Origin of the sequence: Paenibacillus sp. FSL H7-0442 (genome assembly GCF_038593105.1) — a bacterium.
In the GTDB taxonomy this organism is placed as follows: Bacteria; Bacillota; Bacilli; order Paenibacillales; family Paenibacillaceae; genus Paenibacillus; species Paenibacillus polymyxa_D.
Map to the genome: position 1 here is coordinate 4,037,933 of NZ_CP151963.1, position 20,767 is coordinate 4,058,699.

19 protein-coding genes are annotated in these 20,767 nt (G+C 42.8%); 13 read left to right on the top strand and 6 right to left on the bottom strand.

Annotation, left to right across the window (positions count from 1 at the left end; all coding sequences use genetic code 11):
• Positions 1-123 precede the first annotated feature (123 nt).
• The 5 genes from MHH57_RS17910 (at position 124) to MHH57_RS17930 (ending at position 6,090) form a co-directional block, all read left to right on the top strand.
• Positions 124-3,273, top strand: a complete 3,150-nt coding sequence (locus MHH57_RS17910) for a contractile injection system protein, VgrG/Pvc8 family (RefSeq protein WP_342434361.1) — start codon at positions 124-126, stop codon at positions 3,271-3,273.
• Between the two features lie 21 nt (positions 3,274-3,294).
• Positions 3,295-3,690, top strand: coding sequence for a hypothetical protein (locus MHH57_RS17915; protein WP_069080755.1), 396 nt, complete (start codon positions 3,295-3,297; stop codon positions 3,688-3,690).
• A gap of 439 nt (positions 3,691-4,129) precedes the next feature.
• Entirely contained in the window at positions 4,130-4,417 is a 288-nt protein-coding gene (locus MHH57_RS17920) for a hypothetical protein (protein WP_340932865.1), read from the top strand.
• A 506-nt stretch (positions 4,418-4,923) separates the two neighbouring features.
• A complete protein-coding gene (locus MHH57_RS17925; RefSeq protein WP_340932867.1) occupies positions 4,924-5,463 on the top strand; it encodes a hypothetical protein in 540 nt (179 codons plus the stop codon).
• Between the two features lie 267 nt (positions 5,464-5,730).
• Entirely contained in the window at positions 5,731-6,090 is a 360-nt protein-coding gene (locus tag MHH57_RS17930; RefSeq protein ID WP_029515604.1) for a putative zinc-binding protein, read from the top strand.
• 134 nt (positions 6,091-6,224) lie between these two features.
• Here MHH57_RS17930 and MHH57_RS17935 read toward each other — a convergent pair whose 3' ends face one another.
• The 3 genes from MHH57_RS17935 to MHH57_RS17945 form a co-directional block, all read right to left on the bottom strand.
• Positions 6,225-6,749, bottom strand: coding sequence for a VOC family protein (locus MHH57_RS17935; RefSeq protein WP_342434362.1), 525 nt, complete (start codon positions 6,747-6,749; stop codon positions 6,225-6,227).
• A 51-nt stretch (positions 6,750-6,800) separates the two neighbouring features.
• Positions 6,801-7,427: a type 1 glutamine amidotransferase family protein gene (locus tag MHH57_RS17940; protein ID WP_342434363.1), complete on the bottom strand. Its 627-nt coding sequence runs from the start codon at positions 7,425-7,427 to the stop codon at positions 6,801-6,803.
• A gap of 109 nt (positions 7,428-7,536) precedes the next feature.
• Positions 7,537-8,499, bottom strand: a complete 963-nt coding sequence (locus tag MHH57_RS17945) for a YafY family protein (protein ID WP_029515607.1) — start codon at positions 8,497-8,499, stop codon at positions 7,537-7,539.
• 278 nt (positions 8,500-8,777) lie between these two features.
• Here MHH57_RS17945 and MHH57_RS17950 point away from each other — a divergent pair, with 278 nt between their 5' ends.
• The 8 genes from MHH57_RS17950 to MHH57_RS17985 all read left to right on the top strand — a co-directional run bounded on the left by MHH57_RS17950 (position 8,778) and on the right by MHH57_RS17985 (position 17,297).
• Positions 8,778-10,280, top strand: coding sequence for a hypothetical protein (locus tag MHH57_RS17950; protein WP_069012528.1), 1,503 nt, complete (start codon positions 8,778-8,780; stop codon positions 10,278-10,280).
• Between the two features lie 20 nt (positions 10,281-10,300).
• Positions 10,301-11,404 carry a pentapeptide repeat-containing protein gene (locus MHH57_RS17955; RefSeq protein WP_342434364.1) on the top strand — a complete coding sequence of 368 codons (1,104 nt, stop codon included), beginning with the start codon at positions 10,301-10,303 and terminating at the stop codon, positions 11,402-11,404.
• Between the two features lie 12 nt (positions 11,405-11,416).
• Positions 11,417-11,929 (top strand): hypothetical protein, encoded by a 513-nt coding sequence (locus tag MHH57_RS17960; protein WP_342434365.1) that lies wholly within the window; start codon positions 11,417-11,419, stop codon positions 11,927-11,929.
• Between the two features lie 12 nt (positions 11,930-11,941).
• A complete protein-coding gene (locus MHH57_RS17965; protein ID WP_069012525.1) occupies positions 11,942-12,574 on the top strand; it encodes a hypothetical protein in 633 nt (210 codons plus the stop codon).
• A gap of 31 nt (positions 12,575-12,605) precedes the next feature.
• Positions 12,606-13,061 carry a DUF4280 domain-containing protein gene (locus MHH57_RS17970; protein WP_069012524.1) on the top strand — a complete coding sequence of 152 codons (456 nt, stop codon included), beginning with the start codon at positions 12,606-12,608 and terminating at the stop codon, positions 13,059-13,061.
• Positions 13,062-13,085: 24 nt separating this feature from the next.
• Positions 13,086-15,989: a contractile injection system protein, VgrG/Pvc8 family gene (locus MHH57_RS17975; protein WP_342434366.1), complete on the top strand. Its 2,904-nt coding sequence runs from the start codon at positions 13,086-13,088 to the stop codon at positions 15,987-15,989.
• Entirely contained in the window at positions 15,958-16,464 is a 507-nt protein-coding gene (locus tag MHH57_RS17980) for a hypothetical protein (protein ID WP_161626972.1), read from the top strand. Before MHH57_RS17975 ends, MHH57_RS17980 begins: the two co-directional genes overlap by 32 nt.
• Before the next feature lie 575 nt (positions 16,465-17,039).
• Entirely contained in the window at positions 17,040-17,297 is a 258-nt protein-coding gene (locus MHH57_RS17985) for a hypothetical protein (RefSeq protein ID WP_029515616.1), read from the top strand.
• A gap of 160 nt (positions 17,298-17,457) precedes the next feature.
• Here the strand turns inward: MHH57_RS17985 and MHH57_RS17990 are convergent, their stop codons facing one another.
• From MHH57_RS17990 to MHH57_RS18000, 3 genes are read right to left on the bottom strand one after another with little or no spacing between them, the layout of a single operon-like run.
• Positions 17,458-18,339, bottom strand: a complete 882-nt coding sequence (locus MHH57_RS17990; RefSeq protein WP_069012544.1) for a carbohydrate ABC transporter permease — start codon at positions 18,337-18,339, stop codon at positions 17,458-17,460.
• Positions 18,340-18,394: 55 nt separating this feature from the next.
• A complete protein-coding gene (locus MHH57_RS17995; RefSeq protein ID WP_029515618.1) occupies positions 18,395-19,276 on the bottom strand; it encodes a sugar ABC transporter permease in 882 nt (293 codons plus the stop codon).
• Between the two features lie 26 nt (positions 19,277-19,302).
• A complete protein-coding gene (locus MHH57_RS18000) occupies positions 19,303-20,646 on the bottom strand; it encodes an extracellular solute-binding protein (RefSeq protein WP_029515619.1) in 1,344 nt (447 codons plus the stop codon).
• Positions 20,647-20,767: the final 121 nt, after the last annotated feature.

The following is a 20,767-nucleotide window of genomic DNA, read 5'->3' on the forward strand; positions in this document are numbered from 1 at the left end:
TATACATATTTATATTGACTCACTGTTATACTCATCTGCGGCTTCTTTAATCAAAAGCAATTTCAAGAAGACGTCCTTTACTTAGAAATACCCATCGCATCTAGAAAGGAGACATGAACTCACTTGAGCGTATTATCAGATGGGATCGGATATGAAAGCCTACGCTTTTATGGTCCCTTTCAGCCATTACACATCGAACAACTTCAAATAACACGCGCCATTAATGATCATGCCTTTTTACATATCAATGGCATGCTCTCCGAAGAACAGGGAGCAGCTTGTATCGGTCAAAATATGGAGCAAGAGCCGATTGTGATTCGTCAGTTGGATGAGCAGGGACAATCGCTGAGAAGGCTGTTCCATGGGATTGTTACACGTATGTCCGTACACTGTGTGCGAGGCGTGTATACGTTTGAACTGGAGGCCGCTTCCCATTCGCACCAGATGGATATCAAACGTAAAAGACGCTCCTACCAAGATATTCATCGTACCTATGATGATTTGGTCACTGCGCTGGTTCGAAAATATCAGTACGGAGATGCCATTGATACGGTAAGCCACTATGCCAAACTAGAGACATTTGTTTTACAATATGATGAGACGGATTGGGCGTTTTTAAAACGCCTCGCTTCTCGCTTTGGTTCCGTACTTGTGCCAGAGGTAACCGCAGCTTCGCCCAAGGTTTTCTTCGGGATGCCTGAAGGCAAGCAGCATAAGGTAGAGCGGGATGTATTTTATCGAGTACGGAAAACGTTTCATGAGTTGGATGCGGAAAAGCCGGGAGAACGTGCTGGCTCGTATGTCACCTATATGATTGAAAGCCTGCAATACTATGCGCTTGGCGACCTCATTACGTTACCCATTGGACAAGGTAAAGAGTTGGTCGTGGTTCGAGCAGTGACTACGCTAGCGGACGGCCTACTGCGCACCCGTTATGATCTTCAAGCTGAACAAGATATCCGCTATGCGCGGTATGAAAACGATCAGGCTACTGGAATTTCGCTGATAGGAACGGTACTGAAGGTACAGCAGGATTTCGTCCAGCTTCAACTCGACATTGATCCCAAGCAAGACCCGGCTAAAGCCTGCTGGTTCCCTGTAGCCACCCGTTATGTTGCCGAAGAACATAGCGGCTGGTACGATATGCCTGAGATCGGGGAACAGGTGGAATTGTATCTGCCAACACACCGCGAACAGGATGCCTATGTAACGGATTCGCTGCGACAACAACGCCACACCCATGGACAGCCGAATGTGAAGGTATGGCAACATATCCAAGGTAGCGGCGTAGAAATGTCTGAACATGAACTGACCCTATCCACCTCCGGTGAATTTTCCATTACACTGCATGAAAGTAGCGGCATTACCATCAACAGTCCGGGGAATGTGCAGATTCAGGGTGGTCATGTGAAACTGGGTGCAGGCGAGGAACTATCACTGGAAGCTGGCACGGCGCTATACTTAAAAGGTGGAGCCAGCAGCATGATATTGGATGGTGAGACAGACACCAAAGCCCCAGTGATTTATCAAGAAGGTACGGTAAAAGCTCCAGTTTTCGTAGCTGACCTTCCTCCTGTGCCTGAGCCGCCACTCATGAGCATAAAAGCCTATGAAGCAGCCCAGTCAGCAGCCAAGGATTCATCTAGCAGCCAAGCCTCTACCCCTAAAGCAAAAGTCACCAGTCCAGCAGAGCTTCAACAGGCGAATGCCATGATGGGGACAGTATCCAAGCTATTAGGCTCCATTCCTGTGATGGGAAAAGTGGCTGGCGTTGTTGCGGGAGCTTTAGGTGGGCCTGTAACGGGTGTCATTATGAAAGCAACCGCAGCGATCCCTGTTCGGAGCAAAGGAACCCCTACCGTTGGAGGCAGTAAGGGGAACGGCATTCATCCTTTGAAACACTTGGCTGGTCTAGCATTACAAGGGTTAATTACTCAGTATGAACATGAGCAAGCGAGACATGCCTACTATAGCAAATGGATTCTGGGGAAAGTGTATACAAGCGCACGTCAAATAGTACATTCCGGCAGCCGATTAGAGCTGATCCAAAACTTGCTGACAACATCGAAAACCATGGTTCATGCCTATCAACAGGTACCTAAAAGTGTTAAAGATAGAATGCTGAGGGAATATAAAGAACAAGAAAAAGCTAGGGCTGAAGCTGCTCTTAAAGCAGAAAAAGAAGCTAGAGCTAAAGCCCTTAAAGCGAAAAAAGAAGCTGCGCCACCAGAGCTTACAGATGAAGAGTATGAGAGAATTTATAGTGATTATGTCTATTGGGCTTCATTAGAAGGTGATCGCAGACCTGAAATTCCGCTAGGAAGCTACCGTGCTGAGGACGGGGTGGTTCGTATGGCGAATGGAGATCCAGATTTTAAATACTACGATGACTGGAAACAAAACTATCCAGGAGATTTTTTGGTTCTATCTAATCAAGAGGGCATCACACCGGAAGAACAACGATGGATGAGCTATGCAAACCTAACAGCAGAGCCGTTTGCACTCGACGGTCGAGGTGGTGAAGGTAGAGCCTTTAAAAATGAATTCTCCAAAATGAGCAAAGAAGGGGCATCTGAGAACGCTAGGCTCGCAAGAGAAAATGTGAGGGGAATCCAACAGCGAATAGATCAGAAGAGCATCACCACAAAAAATGCATCCGAACCTATTGAGAACACATCAGAAGTTATGCCTTCAAAAGCAGGTAAACCCAAGGAGAAAACTCCTAAAAATGAGGGGACGGGTAAACCTAATAAAAAGAGAGAAGAAGAGAATACCAAAAAGCGTGTATTGGAGAATATTGAGAAAAGTAAAGCCGCCCGAGAAACTTCAAATTACGATGAATATTTAAGAAAAGAGAAGGAATTACTTAAAGAAATAGAGAAGAAGAATGCCCTTGAGGGGATGGGTAATGGTGGTAGGAATCTCCTTAACACTACAAATCCTAAGGATTTCCTTGATGAGGCTTTGGAACAACAGGGTCTGACGAGTATACCAAAGGGACTTAAGCATCCTTGGACAGCAGATGGATTTGTATTTGAGGTAAGAATACATCCCGGTAATAGTCAACATACGAATGCGAATAGTATTTATAGAGTATCAAGAAAGTCAGCTCCAAATCCTGATCCTAAAATTCAAGGAAGTGGTACTGAGTATTTGGGGACGGATGGTAAGTGGTATAAGGAAAGTGAACTTAAAGAATTCTTTAAGGATGGAACGAAAAACCCTAATTTTAATGCCACTGGAGCAAAAAATACACATATAAATTTACCATAGGAGATGATTCTAGTGTTTATTATGAATTTAGATGAGGTAAATGTAGAGATTGACAAAATTAATACTTATTTAAGTAGATGCTTATGGATGGATTTTGAGTTTTGTCGTATGAACGCAGGACAAATTGTGTTGTCAGGTAGCATAGATCAAAGTAGTGATGAGTATGCAATTGATATTGAGTTTGAACAACCGTATTTTGTTTCTACTTTGTTTTTATGGCATGGGGATACATCTAAAATATTTATTGAATTGGCAAATGATGAAGAAGCAATGGAAATGAATCAAAAATACAATGTGGAATTTGGGAATTACATTTTCAAAATAAGTGTAGAGGGTTTTGATAGCCCGCCGATTATCATAGTGGCAAAAAAAATATCATGCAAAATCCTAAATGATAATCCTTTTCCAAAATCTTAATCTATCTACTCGAATACTGTCATAATCTTGATTTGTTAAATACTTTTCAAGGTTTATTTGGAGGAGGTGGGTGACGAATGAACCTATCACTCAACCAATAACACATATAACCCATGTAATACCCGTATAAAAAAAATTCTTCATTTCGGTTGTACGCACATCAAATGCTTTAATTTTATAACCTAAATAACGCTACTGCGTTACATTGAACAGGTCGATTATGGTCAGATACTACTATGATTGACCTTTTTTTGTTATCCTTATTACTTAAATAGGTATTTCACCCAATATTTCAATCTACATATAAACCCAAATTCTCTTAATGAAAAATATATTTTTAAAGATAATTCAACATCCCTCCACACAATATAATGACTTGCCATTCCTCCCCATCAGAGTTAACATACACACACTCAAACAACGGGAAGGAAAATGTGCTATGTCAAATTGGCCAGATTGGTTTCTCGAAGCATTACGCCAACGATTTTATCATTTAGAACTCGCTAATGAACAAAAGGCTTCATGTTCATCAGAGGACAACAATCTATTCACTCAAATGGATCAATTCAAAATTAACCAAAACGAGGATATTCAGCAACCACTATCCGAATGGGAAGAAGCAATTGGCTACCAGTTAAGCCAGGACAAACAATCCATGTATATGGAAGGAGTAAAAGACGGGATTCGACTGATTCTCCTCCTCATACACCCCACAGTTACTCGTTAGTCTTTTTATCGCATTAGCCTATGATTCTGTTAGTCCAATATTTCATCTATGCTCATTCCACTTTTCAAGGTAAAAACAAAATGCGCTGGTGAGAGAATCGTGATCTTCTCCACCAACGCATTAAATAGGTTATCATCAAATTGTTCCAGTATATCTTGCCGTGAGCTTAGTACTTGAATGATTTCATCGACTCGCTCCTTGATTTTTCTTTCTGATCCTCTTCCTCCTCTAATAACAAAAAGAATGCAGTGTTATCTGGAAGCAAAGACAAAGCAGGATTATTGCCAAAAGATTCTCTTAATGAATATGCAGTGGGAAATTGCACAGAAATAGATGCAGTGAATCAAGCACTAAATCAAAGGCTAATGTGAATGATTTATATATATACTATTAAAACAACTCCACATCGAATTTGGAGCAGCAAAAATAGCCTGCGAAAACTGCACATTTACTTTAAAAAGAAATATTGCTGACGCACTAACCGGATGGTATAAAGGAGACCAGCGATGATGCACATGGAAAAATTCAGACATATTTCAATGAGGGGTAGAGTTGCATATGGTATTAGCTGTTTTGAGAACGCTATTATAGCCTTGAAATATAATGTTAATGATTGGAAGATCGTTTTAAATTATTTATGGGAATTCACTAATATACAATACTTGGATGATTGGAACGATATAGTCGTTGAATTAATTCCTGAGAATTTAATAGAATTCAAAACATACGAGGAGGAAGAGTTTGAGAAGTTGAGTAAAGATGAATTCATATACTTGTATAGCTTATATCAAAATATTGATGGATCAGTCGACGCCTTACTACGAGGTATTTATGACCTTGGTATCAGTCATGCGTACACTGTAATCGAAGGATACGGCGAAAGCAGTTTGAAATCTTTAGAGAGAATTATAAAGCTCATGATAGATTACAATTTTCCATTGCCAAGTATCGACCCATTTCTAAAATTTTCTATAGAAGAAAATAGAGGATGGGGTGATAAGTTTGATGGTACAAAATTATCTAAAATTCTTCAACCAGGAAATTGATAAGTTTAATTGCACCTAAATATTAAAATTTCAAAAGCTTATTCCAACTTAAATCTATGAGTTGGGATAAGCTTTTTTTCTAAAGATCTAGCTGATTTACATACACACAGTTAGCCTTATAGCAGATTTCACAAAAATAATGTCGTGATCACGATCACGGTTTAGACTGTAAATTTAAGTTAAAATACAAACAATTTTAAATTTATTTCAGCTGAAACCAAAGATACCGTGATCGATCACAAAGAAAAAACAAGGAAGTGTACAAAGATGAAAAGAACTGATTTACCTCTTGTCTATTCATGTTCTGGATGTTCCTCTGCAGCACAAACCGCTAACATGATCGCTATACAAATGGATCGAGAAAAGGTTGCTGAAATGTCCTGTATTGCTGGTGTTGGTGGTGATGTCAAACCGCTTGTCAGAACAGCAAAATCGGGACGTGACATCATTGCAATTGACGGCTGTCCCTTGTCCTGTTGCAAGAGCTGCTTAGCAAGACATGAGGTTCAAGCCAAACACCATTTCCTGCTGTCTGACTTTGACGTACCCAAGATAATAGGAGAAGATCCTAACCCCGATCATTATAGGAATGCTTACACACAAATCTTAGAACAAATTGGACAATAATTCTTAATCAAAATAAAAGTGTGTATCGAATTTTTACTGGTGGCTCCTAACACATCTTTAAGGGTCACCAGTATTTCTATTACACATTTCAGCAAACTGTCACTCTTAATACTTTTTATTAAAAGTGATTACATTTATTCTCCACTAAAGCTTTTGGCCCATTCAGCAACCCTACGACTACTTTCTTCTTCTGACAAATCCTCGATTCTGGTCATAATAGACCATCTTACTCCACAAGGATCCAGTATACTTCCGAATCGATCACCTGAAACAAAGTTTGTAACGGGTTCCCTTACTTTCGCTCCTCTTGCTGCCGCATTTTCAATGACCTGATCCACATTCATTACGTAAATTCCGAAAGAATAACACGCATGGTCTCCATCTGGCGGCAAGACCAATTGATATGCCGGATTCGCTGCTCCCAGCTGCAAAAAACCATTTCCAAAATCTAATTCCGCATGAACGATTATTTTATTGCCATTCTCATTAGGAAATTCAGTAATATCCTTAACCCTTGCATTAAAAACACTTTTATAAAACTCTATTGCTTCCGAAGGATTCTCCACGGTAATAAACGGGGTAATAGATGTAAAGCCGTTGGGTATCCCCTTCTTTGTATATTTACCTGACACTCCCATATATTCTCTGCTTTCAGTCATTTTGACTCCTCCTTTAAATGATCGTAACAGTTCAGTTTTATGCTTATTCCTTTATTGGATTGAATTCATCAACTCATAGTAATATTTGGATGCACGAGTCTTATTTAGACTATACCAGGCTTCTAATGTTTTAGAAGAAAACACACCCAGAGCTTTCAAGACGTGTACGGAAAATTCCAACGGAGCTGTTCCAGATGCAGTGATTAGTTTTCCATCGGTTACAGCAGACTCCATTTTGTAATACTTTTCGCCCGTGTAGGTGGGACAGATCATTTTGAGGTATTCCAAATCATTGCTTGTATGCCAACGTGAATTCAGCAATCCTGCTTGGGCAAGTCCCATAGTAGCACCACAAATCGCAGCAACCCATATCCCTTCCTCTAAGCACCTCTCAGCGATTTTTAAAATCGGTTGGTGAATGGTTTCTGTCCATGTATTTCCACCGGGTAAAATCAATGCATCCGTGCTTTCAATTTTGCACTCATCCAGTTTGATATCTGGCAGGATTGTCAATCCGCCCATGGTAGTGACAGGAGTCTTTTCCAGTCCCACGGTAACAATTTTGGATGGGGACAGCCCCTTTTTATAATATCTCCCCGAGTTCAGTTCGGCAGTTAAGTAACCGATTTCCCAGTCTGCCATGGTGTCAAACACATACAGATATACCGTACTATTCATTCACAGGTTCTCCTTATTTTATAATTTATCAAGTGATACCAGCCCTCGGTAATCCATGATTATCCTCATTATAAAAAAGCTTCACTGACATCTGCTGTCAGTGAAGCTTTTAGCGCTGATAATATTCCATTAACTCCGACGCAACAGCAACAAGTTTTTTCTTCAAACTCTGTGGTTCGATGACTTGAATAGATTTCCCGTAGGTTAGGAGCAAATAAGGGACATAGGTATGAAGTGATTTTTCCTCAAGCAAAAAGATGGCTTGATTGGATGTGCGCTCTTTCAGATGATGCCCCAAAAACCAATGCAGACATAAGTCATCCAATGCCTCCGACCTGCCTTCGATCATTAAAGAAATTAAACCGTCCTTGCCTACTAAATCAGGCAACAGATTTTGCATAAAAAATTCACGAGCCGAAAAAGCCTCAGGACGCTTAAATAGGATTGGAGTACGCTTGATTTGTAGAATCCGATCTGCCCGAAAGCTACGGATCTCATTCCGTAGGTGACAAAAAGCAACAGTATACCATTTACTGTTCCAGTAAACCATTCCATAGGGGTCTATCACCCTATTCTTGGGTTGTTCTTCATGGCCTGTGCGATAATCCATTTCTACAGAGAATTCGTTGGCTACAGCCTGCTCCAATTCTGCCAATACCGGCTGAAGAGAAGGATCTCCCATGCGATTTATCACTTCAAATCCGGCTAAATGACGGCTAAGTATACTTTCCTGCTCCTGATTCGAATACATTTTCAATTTTGATGTCGCACTGCTTAATGCCTCACTCAAAGGGTATCCAGCTTCTTTTGCAAAAACAGCAGCATGAAGGAGTGCCTTTTTCTCCTCCATATCAAATAGTAAAGGTGCTCTAATAAAATTATTCAGCAAGCTATACCCGCCATTATGGCCCGTGTCGGATATTATAGGCACTCCACTGGCGCATAAAGCATCAATATACCGATAAACTGTCCTTATATTTATTTCTAACTTTTCGGATATTTGTTTTGCGGTCATTTTTACACCCGAATTCAACATCCATAGAATGGCCAGCATATTATCGTTTTTTGGCATAACATGAACCCTCCTCTCTCATTAAACTCAATCTTTTATAAATATCTCTTTATACTCCTCTTACCACCTATTATATGCTTTTTTCCATTTTATACGTCCCTCTCATATCTTCCAATTCCAGATTTACACATAGTAAATACCACAACTAATGGGGCATTTTGTAAACTAACTCTCTCTTTTAACCGATAAATACATATGCTGGATTTATCATTAACAACATATCTAGCTGAGAATCTCATAATAACATTTACCAAAAACAACTATAGAAGGAGACATCTATGGAAAACACCGTGACGTACGGTCATATCGAAATCATGCCTTATGAATTTGTACGCCTTCATGAACTTAAAATCCTAAAAACAGTCAATGATCATGCCCGAATGATCTGTACAGGTATCATCTCGGAGAAAAAGCGCGAGCTGTATGTGCGTGCTTCGGATGAGGAAACCCAGGTCAAAGCTTTTGTTACAGACAAAAATGGCAATCGACAGCCCCTTTTTCGAGGCATTGCCTTGGATGTGGAGGAAAAAGTCGTTCATGGGGTTCATTATCTGACCGTCGAAGCCATTTCTCATACCTACGAGTTAGATATTAAGCGGCATCAACGCTCTTTCCAGAACCCCAAGCTCACCTATACAGGTCTGATTGAAAGTATTGTATCGGACTATTCCAAAGCCGAAGCGATGGATGTTGTATCCCACAAGAAGCCCATCGGCACCTTTATCATGCAATATGATGAAACCGATTGGCAATTTCTGAAACGAATGGCTTCCCACTTCTACTCTCCACTCATTCCTGCGGTGGGCTACGGAGTACCAAAGTTTTATTTTGGCCTGCCTATGGGACTCAGCAAAGGAGAAATACAATCTACGAATTATAAAGTAACCAAACGAGTAGCTGACTTCCAGACCGCCTCGGAAAACCATATCCCCGGCGTACGTGATGCTGATTTTATCCAATATGAGGTCGAAACGGAGAAATTACTGGAACCTGGCTATGAAGTAACCTTTCAAGGTCATAAGCTGATCGTAGCTGAGGTGCTAACGGAGATGAAAGACGGGGTGCTGACCCATACCGCCAAGCTGTCACCACGAAGCGGCTTACGTCCAATTAAAGACTACAATCGCTCCATTATCGGCGCTTCCATTCATGGCAAGGTACTGAGCGTTCGTCGGGACAAAGTACGCGCCCAGCTCGATATGGACGATCAGCAAGACCCGAACACGGATTACTGGTTTCCCTACTCTACCATTTATGCATCTGCGGATAACACGGGCTGGTATTGTATGCCTGAGGACGGGGATAGCATCCGTATCTATTTCCCCAGTTATAAGGAAGAAGAAGGATACGCGATCAGCTCAGTTAAAAGAGAACCGCAGCCTTCCACGGGAAAATCTTCTGCGACTTCTGGACATGCCACAGCTTCTACTTTGTCTGCCGGATCAAAGTCTTCTTCAGCCTTATCCGCAGCAGCTCCTGCCCCAGATCGAATGGCTGACCCTGCCATTAAGACGCTGCGAACCAAATACGGCAAAGAAATCATGCTCGCCCCGGATCAAATCGTTATTTCTGGCAATGGCATGTCCATTGTCATTAACGATAAAACAGGCATTGATATTGTAAGCGGAAAAAATGTGAGCATTAGTGCGGCTTCGGATATTGTTATGAGTTCCGGTAACATCCAGCTTTCCGCCGGAAAAATTGAGCTGTCTGGTAAAGGCAACACGATTACGCTGGATGACAAAACCACCTTCTCCGGCACGGAAATTAAGATGAACTAACGGAAGGTGAGAACTAGCAGATGGATAAACAAGCGGCGTTACACCATTTTAAAGAGCACCATTTTACACCTTTGCTGGACATTCAGTTGGACATGCTGGAAGCCAAGTTTCAGCGTTGCCAAGCTCAACTGATCTTCGACTTCAAAGAATCGTTCAGGGATTTGTGTATACACATTCTGAGCATGCAGCAACAAGGTCAAAAACAACCCATTGGATATATTCACTACTCGTTCTTGCGCACTCAGATGCTGGAGCAATCCTACCTGTATATGGTCGAGGCTTACTCTGCTGAATGGTACGAAGATGATTCCGATTGCAAGTTAACCTATGACGCATCATGGGCTTACGCAGCAATGAATACCATGTTGGAAACCTTGGAGCAGGAACGAAAAATATATATGGGGACGATCACTTCAGTGGACGTTGAACGACTGATGTTGGAATCCGCTCCTTTTTTTCACCAGTTTGTGAACTCCCTCCTGCGCTTAGGGATGGCAGAAGTGGTTCAAATGCCTGAGTATCTCGCCATTTATAAAGCTGATCGTTTAGCTATCCGAACGGGCGAGTACAAGGATATCAGCGAGAATCTATATGCCGAAGATCAGGAAGCACTTCTTGCAGATCATGTGAAAGAGCAATTGATACATTCCAGTGAAGAAGAGCCCTATGTTTACGAAAACCTAAAGCGGCATTCTCTTCCCCACCTTCACCTGATGCAAAAGGATTTGCGCTATAACGATTTTAGCCACAGTGACTTACGGGGAAGCCAGTTTCACAGCTGCATATTGATCGGAAGCATCTGGCAACGAGCCAATCTGGAAGGAGGCAGCTTTGGGGGATGTCTACTGACCGATACGGATTTTAGATATAGCGATTTGAGAGGTGCTAACTTCAATAGTGCCAGCGGACAGCCGTATCGGGAACATGGAGTTCGGGTGCCGGGGCTATGTGGGCTTCATTTCGAACACGCCAACCTGAATGGGGCCGATTTTACGGATGTACATTCGTTTGAACATGCATATTTTGAGGGGGCTTCGATGCAAGGAACTCTTGTCCCACGAAAGTACCAACAGCATTGGAAACTAAGCGAAGCACAGCTTCAATCTATTGTGTGGACGGAATAAGGAGGAATGTGTATGCGCCATTATTATGTGCTGGTCGATGATCATCGTATTTCCCGAAACATTAAACCGATGAATTTAGACCTTTTTAAAACGCCATTTGTTGGCATGCCTCCGGCTCAGGTTTTAGATGTTCATGCGACAGAAGATGCCGAGTACACGGACTGGCTACCGTTTTCACCCTCACAACCGCTATTTTCCGATTCTATGAAACGGATTCTAGAACTATACAATACACAAGCTCGTTTTAAACAGGTGTATATCGTGAACCGTGAACCTAGCCGTCAAGAATTATATTGGATTTCATCCCTTCCCTCTGTGGATGGCATTTCAGAACAGACTGAATTTTATGCGCACGACCAAACCTTAAAACGACTTGTGCTGGATAGTCAAAAGGTGAATGGACACCATTTTTTTCGACTGTCTAACGTGAGAGAACCTTATTTCATTGTTAGCTTGGAGGCTGCTGAAAGCTTACTGCGGCGGAGTTTGAGTGGTTTTCGGCTACAAAAGCTAGAACTCTTATAAGGAGGTTCAACCTTGACGGAGCATTGGGATGAATTTTTTTTGAAACTGCATCATCAACAAATATTGAAAGAGCAATTAAGTACAGCGGAAAACGATGAAAGCTGGATGATGGTAACTATTGAAGAAGCGATGGAGGGAATTTCAAAAGGCTCGCTAACCCTATCGGATCAACAGGAAATCCGGTTTCAAACCCTTCCTGTCTTTGAAAATCAACTCACCATTTCCCTGCCTGACTCTCTTATTCCAGAAGTTCGGGCTGGACAGACGGTTGATCCGTCGAAAAGCTTCGTTGTTCAGGACAAGCTGGGCGGAATCCTGTTCGGTCTGCACCAAAGCAGGCAAGAACTGGACCCCTCGCAAATAGAAATCTATCAACAACAAATGATTGAGCAAACGAGTCGTGCACAACCAAGTATGAAGCTCGTAGATGAAAAGGCTCTTTCTATTCAAGATACCACCATTGGCTGCTATGAAGCTGTTTTTCTAGTTTCCCCCTCTCCCTATTATCAGATTGTCTTTGTGCGTTCCTGGCATGGCAAGGCTGTGATCGGGAGTTGTCAATTTAAACTGGAGGATGCTCCCCTCTGGGTTCCCTTAACCTATGCCATGCTGCACACCGCAACATGGTGGTCGGGGCTTTCTTGATTCTATACCTTTTATTCAAGGAGGTACTTATATGTTTTTACCTTTACTTATTAAAGCTCTGGCTCAAGGTGCACTCAGCGGAGAACATTCTTATGTGGTGAGAGGAGCCAAGTTACAGTGCAGTCAAGGTACAGATCCTGGTGTGCTCAATATGATGTACAGCCACGGTGTCTTCATTAAAGATAAGCCCGTTCTGAACGTGGACGATGCTATTTGTGGAGCCAATATTAGCAAAATTAATGCTTTTGGACTGTGTAAATTGAAGCAAGGCCTTCCTTGTGAACCTGAGATTGCGTTTGGGTCCAAGTGGACAGGCGGGAAGGAAGACGTATTGGTTGAGGGGGCACCCGCCCTACTCAACAATTCGACCTTAATGTGTAGCTGCCAAGGTGTACAAGAGGCGATATCCTCCTTTTTTGGTGCAGACAGCACGGGATCAGGTGGTGGAGGTATCATCTCCATTACAGATGACGGACAGGATGGTTGATTTTATCAAGCAAGGAGATTAAGGATGAACATCGTAGCGAAAGACCGCTTTACCTATCAGCACTTACATGTCACTTGGCCCTATGGCAAGCTGCGTCTTCATAACGTCCATATGAGTCACGAGCTGGGAGAACATGCTAGACTGGTGATCACGGGTAGTCTAGAAGCCGATCAGGCAGACACAATCATTACCAAAGCAAGCAGTGACGACGAAGTTGAGCTATGGTATTCCGATGCCAAAGACCAGAAGCATCCCTTATTTATGGGACAACTGTACTGCGTAGATGTGGAGCACAGACATCAGGAGATCGTGGTAACTCTCGACGTCATTTCTCATAGTTTTAAACTAGATACGCAGCTCAAAAACCGCTCCTTTCAACACATCAATCAAAAGTATGCGGAGATTGTAGATGCGGTGCTGGCCGATTATAAAGGCTCGGATAAGATTGATGAAGCGTTTGAGAAAAAAGAAACAGGCCAATTCATCATGCAATATCAGGAGACAGATTGGACTTTTTTAAAACGGCTGGCTTCGCATGTGGGAGCCCTTCTCGTCCCTAATATCGTTTCACACCATGCTCAAATTTGGATCGGTATACCGCAGGCCAGACAGCATATTCATTTGAAAGAGGTTCCTTTTACGCTTCAACGCAAGATTGCTCCCTATCTGGATCAAGAGGCGAATGGCTGGAGATCTGCCAGCATCGGAGATTACACCCGGTATACCTTTGAGTGGAATCGAATGCTGCAATTGGGAGATGAAGTCGAGCCCAATCACGAAACCTACGTCATCACCAAACGTGAAGGACAGTTGGTTCGCGGTTTAATGACCTGGTCGTATGAATGCGCATTGTCACAAGGCTTGAAGGTCCCTAAAATCTATAATCGTACCATCATTGGCGCGGCTATTGAAGGAAAAATACTAGATGTCAGCCGGAATCAGGTGCGGTTGCATTTAGATATAGACGATCAGCAGAATCCCAAGGATGCCCAATGGTTCCCCTATTCTGCTGAAGGGAATCAGGTGTGGTATCTAATGCCGGAAAAAGGTGCGCAGGTGAAGTTGTATTTTCCTAGTGCAGACGAAGACGATGCGATGGTCATACAATCGGTTCGAACAAAACCATCCAGCGTTGCTGTCCCTTCATCTCACGCAGCTCAAGGTGCCGTGGTCGAATCGTCTGCAGAACGCCACCAGCGCAAAACAGCCGATCCCGGGGTCAAATCCTTTGCAAATCCACAGGGAAAAGAAATCTCCTTAGGGAACTCTGAACTGTCGATGAGTGCGCAGGAAGGGTCACTGTACATTTCCATGAATACCCATAACGGTGTCAGCCTGAACAGCACCCAACGTATACAAATCCAAGCCGCAGGCAGTCTCAGTCTTTCGGCAGGTAGCATTCAGTTGCAAGGAACCAACGGCTTACACTTGAATACAACAACCGATACGTTGGATCTGGAGCAGGAAGTTAATAGCGTGAGCTCAGAAATCCAACTTAAAGCTTCCCTCCATCAATACTACCCAGAACCGATCTTGTCTGACTTTGAGAAGCAAGTCGCTGAAAAGGGAATCCAAAGTGTGCTCGGAGCACGCGTTAAGGAAAACGTAGGTGCGACCCTCAAGGGAGAATGGGATGCGGGTATAGAGTTTTTAGGCGGTGTATGGGACTCAGTTGTCGACATAGCGGATATGGGAACCATGGTAATGACTCCTTTCGTTATGCCGGGAAATTACACTGGTAAAGGTTTTTTGGAACGCAATGAGACGCTCGAGGGTATTAAGGGCGGTGCAAAGTTTGGCTGGGACTATATTGCCGATTCATTCCAAGGAAAAAAAACAAAGAAAGATGTGGTTCACGACCTTGAAACCGTGTGGGACGGCATAAAAAGCATACCCGATCCGATTGAGCGAAAATTGAATAATTTCTTCCCTAATCCATTGACCGATACCAAACAGGAAAGTTACGACGCAGGATATGACAGTATCAAGGCCGTGGAACGTGTAGCAGATATTTATGGGTTTGTCAAAGGCGGCGCAAAGTTAGTTAGAAAGCTGGGTAAGTTGGGTAAAGAAGAAGCCTCCTTATCTAAGGGACTCAAGGAAGCTGAAGAAAAGAAAGCCGGTAAAGGAGGGACTCCGGGGTTATTCGGAGATTCAGCAAAGGCCGACTCTGCTCTTGCCAAAGTTGGAGATGGAAAATTCAAAACGAATGCCATCCGTTTTCCAACCAATTTTGAATCCTTAGGAAGTTACTTGCAAAGTGTAGCTAGAAAGATGAATATCCGTATAACTAAAAGGTCACCCATCTTCGCAACGGCTGGAGATCATTATCGGCTTCATGATCCTGGTCCTGACGTTCCACATTCTAAAGGTTCCGGTGCAAAGATTTTGCCTGAGAGACAAAAACAGATTGATGCGTTAGAATCAGGAGAGTATACAGGTAAGAGCACTAAGGGGACGGGAGAAGTTCCAAAGTTTAAACTTACCGAACCTTCTTTACCAAAGGGTGGCAAACCTAAAGGGAATTATGGAGAAGGAGATTCCCATGGAATAAAGAAGCAAAATGAAACAGCCGATGTATTGGCTGATAATGGCTATGACATTGAGATGTTAGATGAAATTGATGGTGGAAATGGTCATGGCATTGCAGAAGGGTCGAATCCAGATTTTCTAATCGAAGGAAATGTATTTGATTGTTATGCACCAAAACCAGATGGAAAGATACAAAGTATAATTAAAGAAATAGCAGGAAAGACGAAGAAACAGTCTGGAAGAATTGTTTTGAACATAGACAACTTTCCAAATGAAAAAGTTACCGAAATTATTGAAACAATTTTAAGAAAAGCAAATCCGAATGGAGATTTAAAAAGACTAGAAGAATTAATTCTAGTGAAGGATGGAAAGATTACAAGAGTGTTTGGAGGTTAAAAGTGAGATGGACTGTACGTTATTCTTAGTCTCAAATTTGGATAAAGAAACACTTAAAAGAATAATTTATGAAATAGTATGCGATACAGTTGAAGATAAAGTAACTAACTACGAAGATTTTTCTCGTCTTAGCTGTAAATACTTCACACTTGATATTGAAACAGAAGATATTATTAGTATTGATTTTTTAAGAGAAGAATATGGGATGGACATCAATGCAGAAATTGGGATTCAATTATTCGGGAAATTATTCGAGGAAGGACTAGAAGTATTATTTAAAATTTTCGGTAATATTTTAATGGTTTTTAATCCTGACATGGTGTTTGTGGAAAATGGTACAGATCAAATATTCAGAAAAGAAAATGCTACTGTATTCATAAATACAAAGCTAGATCAATACCAGAAAAAGTATCTATCAAACAAGATAATTACTTCACTGCGATACCCATATATTTTCGAACAGTTATCAAACTGAAAGCAGGCTATAGAATGCTTGTTGGATATGAATCCACTCGAATCATGAACATTTTAAAGGTGGTGGGACTACCAAATGACGAATGAATCCATCATTCAACCAATAACACATATAAGCCATGTAATACCCGTATAAAGATTCCTCCATTTCGGTTGTACGCACATCAAATGCTTTAATTTTATAACCTGAATAACGCTATTCCGTTACATCTAACAGGTTAATTATGGTCAGATACCACCATAATTAACCTGTTTTGTTATCTTCGTTTTTTCTTGCGTTTTTTCAAATTTACTCGCAACTGTAGAATACGCCGCCCCGGTAGGGAGGATAAAATAGCAATAAATCGCATCTTTTAGGATAGGCACCGCCACTATTAGAGTAGGGGCGGCAAAAACGAAAGATTTTTCATACGTCGGCAACTTAACGGAACATTTCAGCGATTCTTACAGCGAAGAAAGAACTCTGCTGACGAGCAGTTGACATAGAGCAGGTAAGGATACGTTCTAGGCTCGCCTTCCTGACTTCATAGCCGCCGTGCGGCGGAGTAATCAAAAACGCATAAGGCAGGGATTGAAATGACAACAAGAGCGAGTGGTTTCGTTTTGATTCAAAACCGCCAAGTCGCTAACGAGTACATGGACAAGGTAAGTCAAGATAGCGAGTTCACGTCACTTCATAAGGTATTTACCAAAGTGCCGCTTAAAATCCATCGTTGTTATGGCTTGAGCCAGTATGAGAAGCTGATACTGGTCGACCTTATCGCTTATATGAGCGACAAGGCTCAGTGTTACCCCACCTATGAGATGATTGCTCGAAATGTCGGGAGTAGTTAAAAAAAGCTTAAATCTATGTTTTTTCTACTTCATTTATATATTCCTTCAACTCAACCCAGACCCGCACAAAAAATGCACCCCCTAGCATTCATCGGACAAACCAAGAGGTTTGATCCAATGTCTACACTAGGGGGTGCTATTCTAACCAGGGGAATTTGTTTTACCCCTTAACCGACCCGGCTGCGATCCCTTCCACAATCCGGTCACTCATGATGAGGAACACGAGCAAAATGGGCAAAATGCTGATCATCAGCGTTGCTCCGATAGCTCCCCAGTCGGTCGTATATTGTCCAATAAAGTTTTGAACGCCGACGGTCAGTGTTTTGTTTTCGTCCGAACTAATAAACGTATTCACGAAAATAAACTCATTCCAGTTATAGATCATATTAATAATAGACGTCGTTGCCATAACGGGGGTTGTCATGGGCAGCACAATCCGGAAGAACATTCGGTTGACGGAGCAACCGTCCATAACAGCCGCTTCTTCCACTTCACGGGGCAGGGCGTAATAGAATCCCAGCAAGATCATCATCGTTGTCGGCAGATTAAAAGCAACATACGACAGGATGATAGAGAGTGAAGTGTCTGTTAAATGCAGTTTGAGAAACATACTGAACAACGGAATCAAGGTGGAATGGACTGGAATCATCAGTCCGACCATAAAGAGCCCGAGAACCAGCTGGCTTCCTTTCCACCGCATACGCGTAATGGCAAACGTTACAAAGCTGGCGAGCAGCACCGTTAACGCCACGGATATGACCGTAATCCACACACTATTGAAGAAATACCGCCCGATATTGCCGCTGGTCCACACATTCATATAGTTCTCCCAATGTGGCTGGGACGGGAGTGCAAACGGCGGAAGGTTAAACACTTCCTGATTATTTTTAAGTGAGAAAAGCATCAGCCACACCAGCGGTAAAAGCTGCGTCACCGCCAAGATGATTAAAATGATATACAAAGCGGCATAACCGACCCGAGTTAACATTTTGCCGCGGGTACCGACTCCAAGCGGATAGTTGGCGGCTGCCTGGGTTTTCATATCCGTTCCTCCCTCTTCCTGTCCTTTGTTACCCTCATCTATTTGCATGACCGTATTATGAATACTGGATGGTGTCACTAGTAGCCGTAACCTTGCGGATCAGCCACGTAGCGATCAGACAGATGAGCAACAGGGCAAAGGCTGTAGCGCTACCGTATCCAAAATCAAAGCTGCGGAATGCCTGGTGGTACATGTACGAAGCCATCACTTCACTGGCTCCATTCGGCCCACCATCCGTCATGACGTAGATGAGGTCAAAATATTTGAGCGAGCCGACAATGGACAATATGATCGTAACGTTAATCACCTCGCGCAACAGGGGCAATTTGATACGAGTCGCAATCTGCCAGGCACTGGCCCCGTCAATCCGGGCAGCCTCCATCAGCGTTTCGGGAATGTTTTTCAGCCCGGCATAATAGATCAGGATATAAAAGCCTGCATATTGCCAAATAATCGGAATGAACAAAGCAAACAGCACCAAGGACGGATTAGCTAACCATTCAGGCGGATTGTGGACTCCGACCGACGCCAGTATGGAATTGAACACTCCGTTCGTTGGATGATACATTTTGAGCCACAGCTGTGCGATCGCTACAGATGACAACAGCATGGGAATCAGATAAATTTTCCGCAGCAGATTCGCTCCCTTGATTTTTCCTGACAAAATCATCGCAATGACCAGATAACCGATCAGACTGATGCCTGAAAACAAGGCCAGCAGCAGCGAATGCCAGGCACTTTGCCAGAATGCACTGTCTGTGAGCAAATGTTGATAATTGTCCAGCCCCACAAAAGTCATAGAACCGATTCCATTCCACTGATTCAGGCCGTAATAGCCGGTCAGTACGATGGGTACATATATTACGGCTAATAACAGCAGCAGAGAAGGCAATACATAGAGAGCAATGACAAGCTTATTGGACATGACCTTTTCCACGGTTGGACCTCCTTAGGTGGTCAATTTCAATTTCCTTTCTCGATGGCAGCCTTATGCTGGTCGGCAAATTGTTGCGGTGTCACCGCTTTACCAAACAACGCCTGAATCATATTCAAATGTACCTGCGCTGCATTCGGCTTCATCTGTACATCGGCGAACAACGTAATACTGCTGGCTTGATTCAGTCCGTTCAGCAAATCGACATACAGCTTGGGCAATTTTTCTTTGGAGGTGTCCACTTTCGTCGCCGGAATAACGCCCGCCTGTGTGACCGATTGTTCTCCCCATTTAACTACAAAGTATTCAACGAACGCTTTGGCCTCTTCTTTCACCTTGGAATTCTCAGAAACAAACAAACCTACTCCCGGACCTCCTACCCAACTGTTCTCGTTGCCCTTGCCGCCTGCAACCATCGGGAATTTAAAGAAGCCAATTTGATCTTTAAATGCTTGCGGGATTGCGGGATTGGTCGTAAAATTCGGCAATTCCCAAGTAGCCATCAAATACATAGCTGCCTTGTTGTTCATAAATTCGGATTTTCCCTCATCATTGGACAAGCCGTTAAATCCTTTGTTAAATGCATTCATATCCACAAGCGTCTGAACTTCGGAGGCCGCCTGAATTAAACCAGGGTCATCGAACGATCCTGAGCCGTCAATCGCTTTTTTCAGCGTTTCGTTACCTGCTATACGGTCCGCCAAATACATATACCAGAGCGAGCCGGTCCAGCGGTCCTTATTGCCTAATGCAATCGGTGCTACTCCATGATCCGTAAGTGTTTTCACAACCTGCTTAAATTCGTCAAAAGTCGTAGGTACCTTCAAGTTGTATTTTTGGAATATGGCTTTGTTGTAATAAATAGGTGTAATATTCAATTCAATCGGAAGCGCATACGTTTTGCCATTTAGCGCATAAGCTTCGGTCGTTCCCGGTACGAATTTGTCCTTCAGCTTGGAACCTTGCAGCAGGTCATCCATCGGCGTAAATAATCCACCTTTAACGTAAGGCTCCATAAAGCCTGCTGCCCAGGTGATGCCGATATCCGGCAATTCATTGGAAGCTGACAGCACTTTGAGTTTGTTTTTATATTGTTCATTTTCCAGCACTTCCTGCTGAATGACGACATTCGGATGATCCTTTTGGTATTGATCTATAATCTGAGTCACAAGCTTGCTCTGCTGTGCCGAGCTTCCCTCTGGCCAGAGGTGCATCATTTTGAGTGTAACCTTTCCCCCGTCTCCACTGGAACCGCCTTGACCATCCTTACCAGCACCGCAACCGGATAGCACCAGCATGAATGACAGCAGCAGGGTCAACCCAGCAAACCATTTTTGATGTGAGCGCTTACGTAAACCATACTCGTTGGACATCGTTAGACCTCCGTTTGTTGTATTTATATTTTTTGTAACCGTTATCATTTGTAAGTTTAGCACTCTATTCCTGCTTTCAACAGGGTACGCTCATTGGGTATAATTCCACTTTTATTGGGTT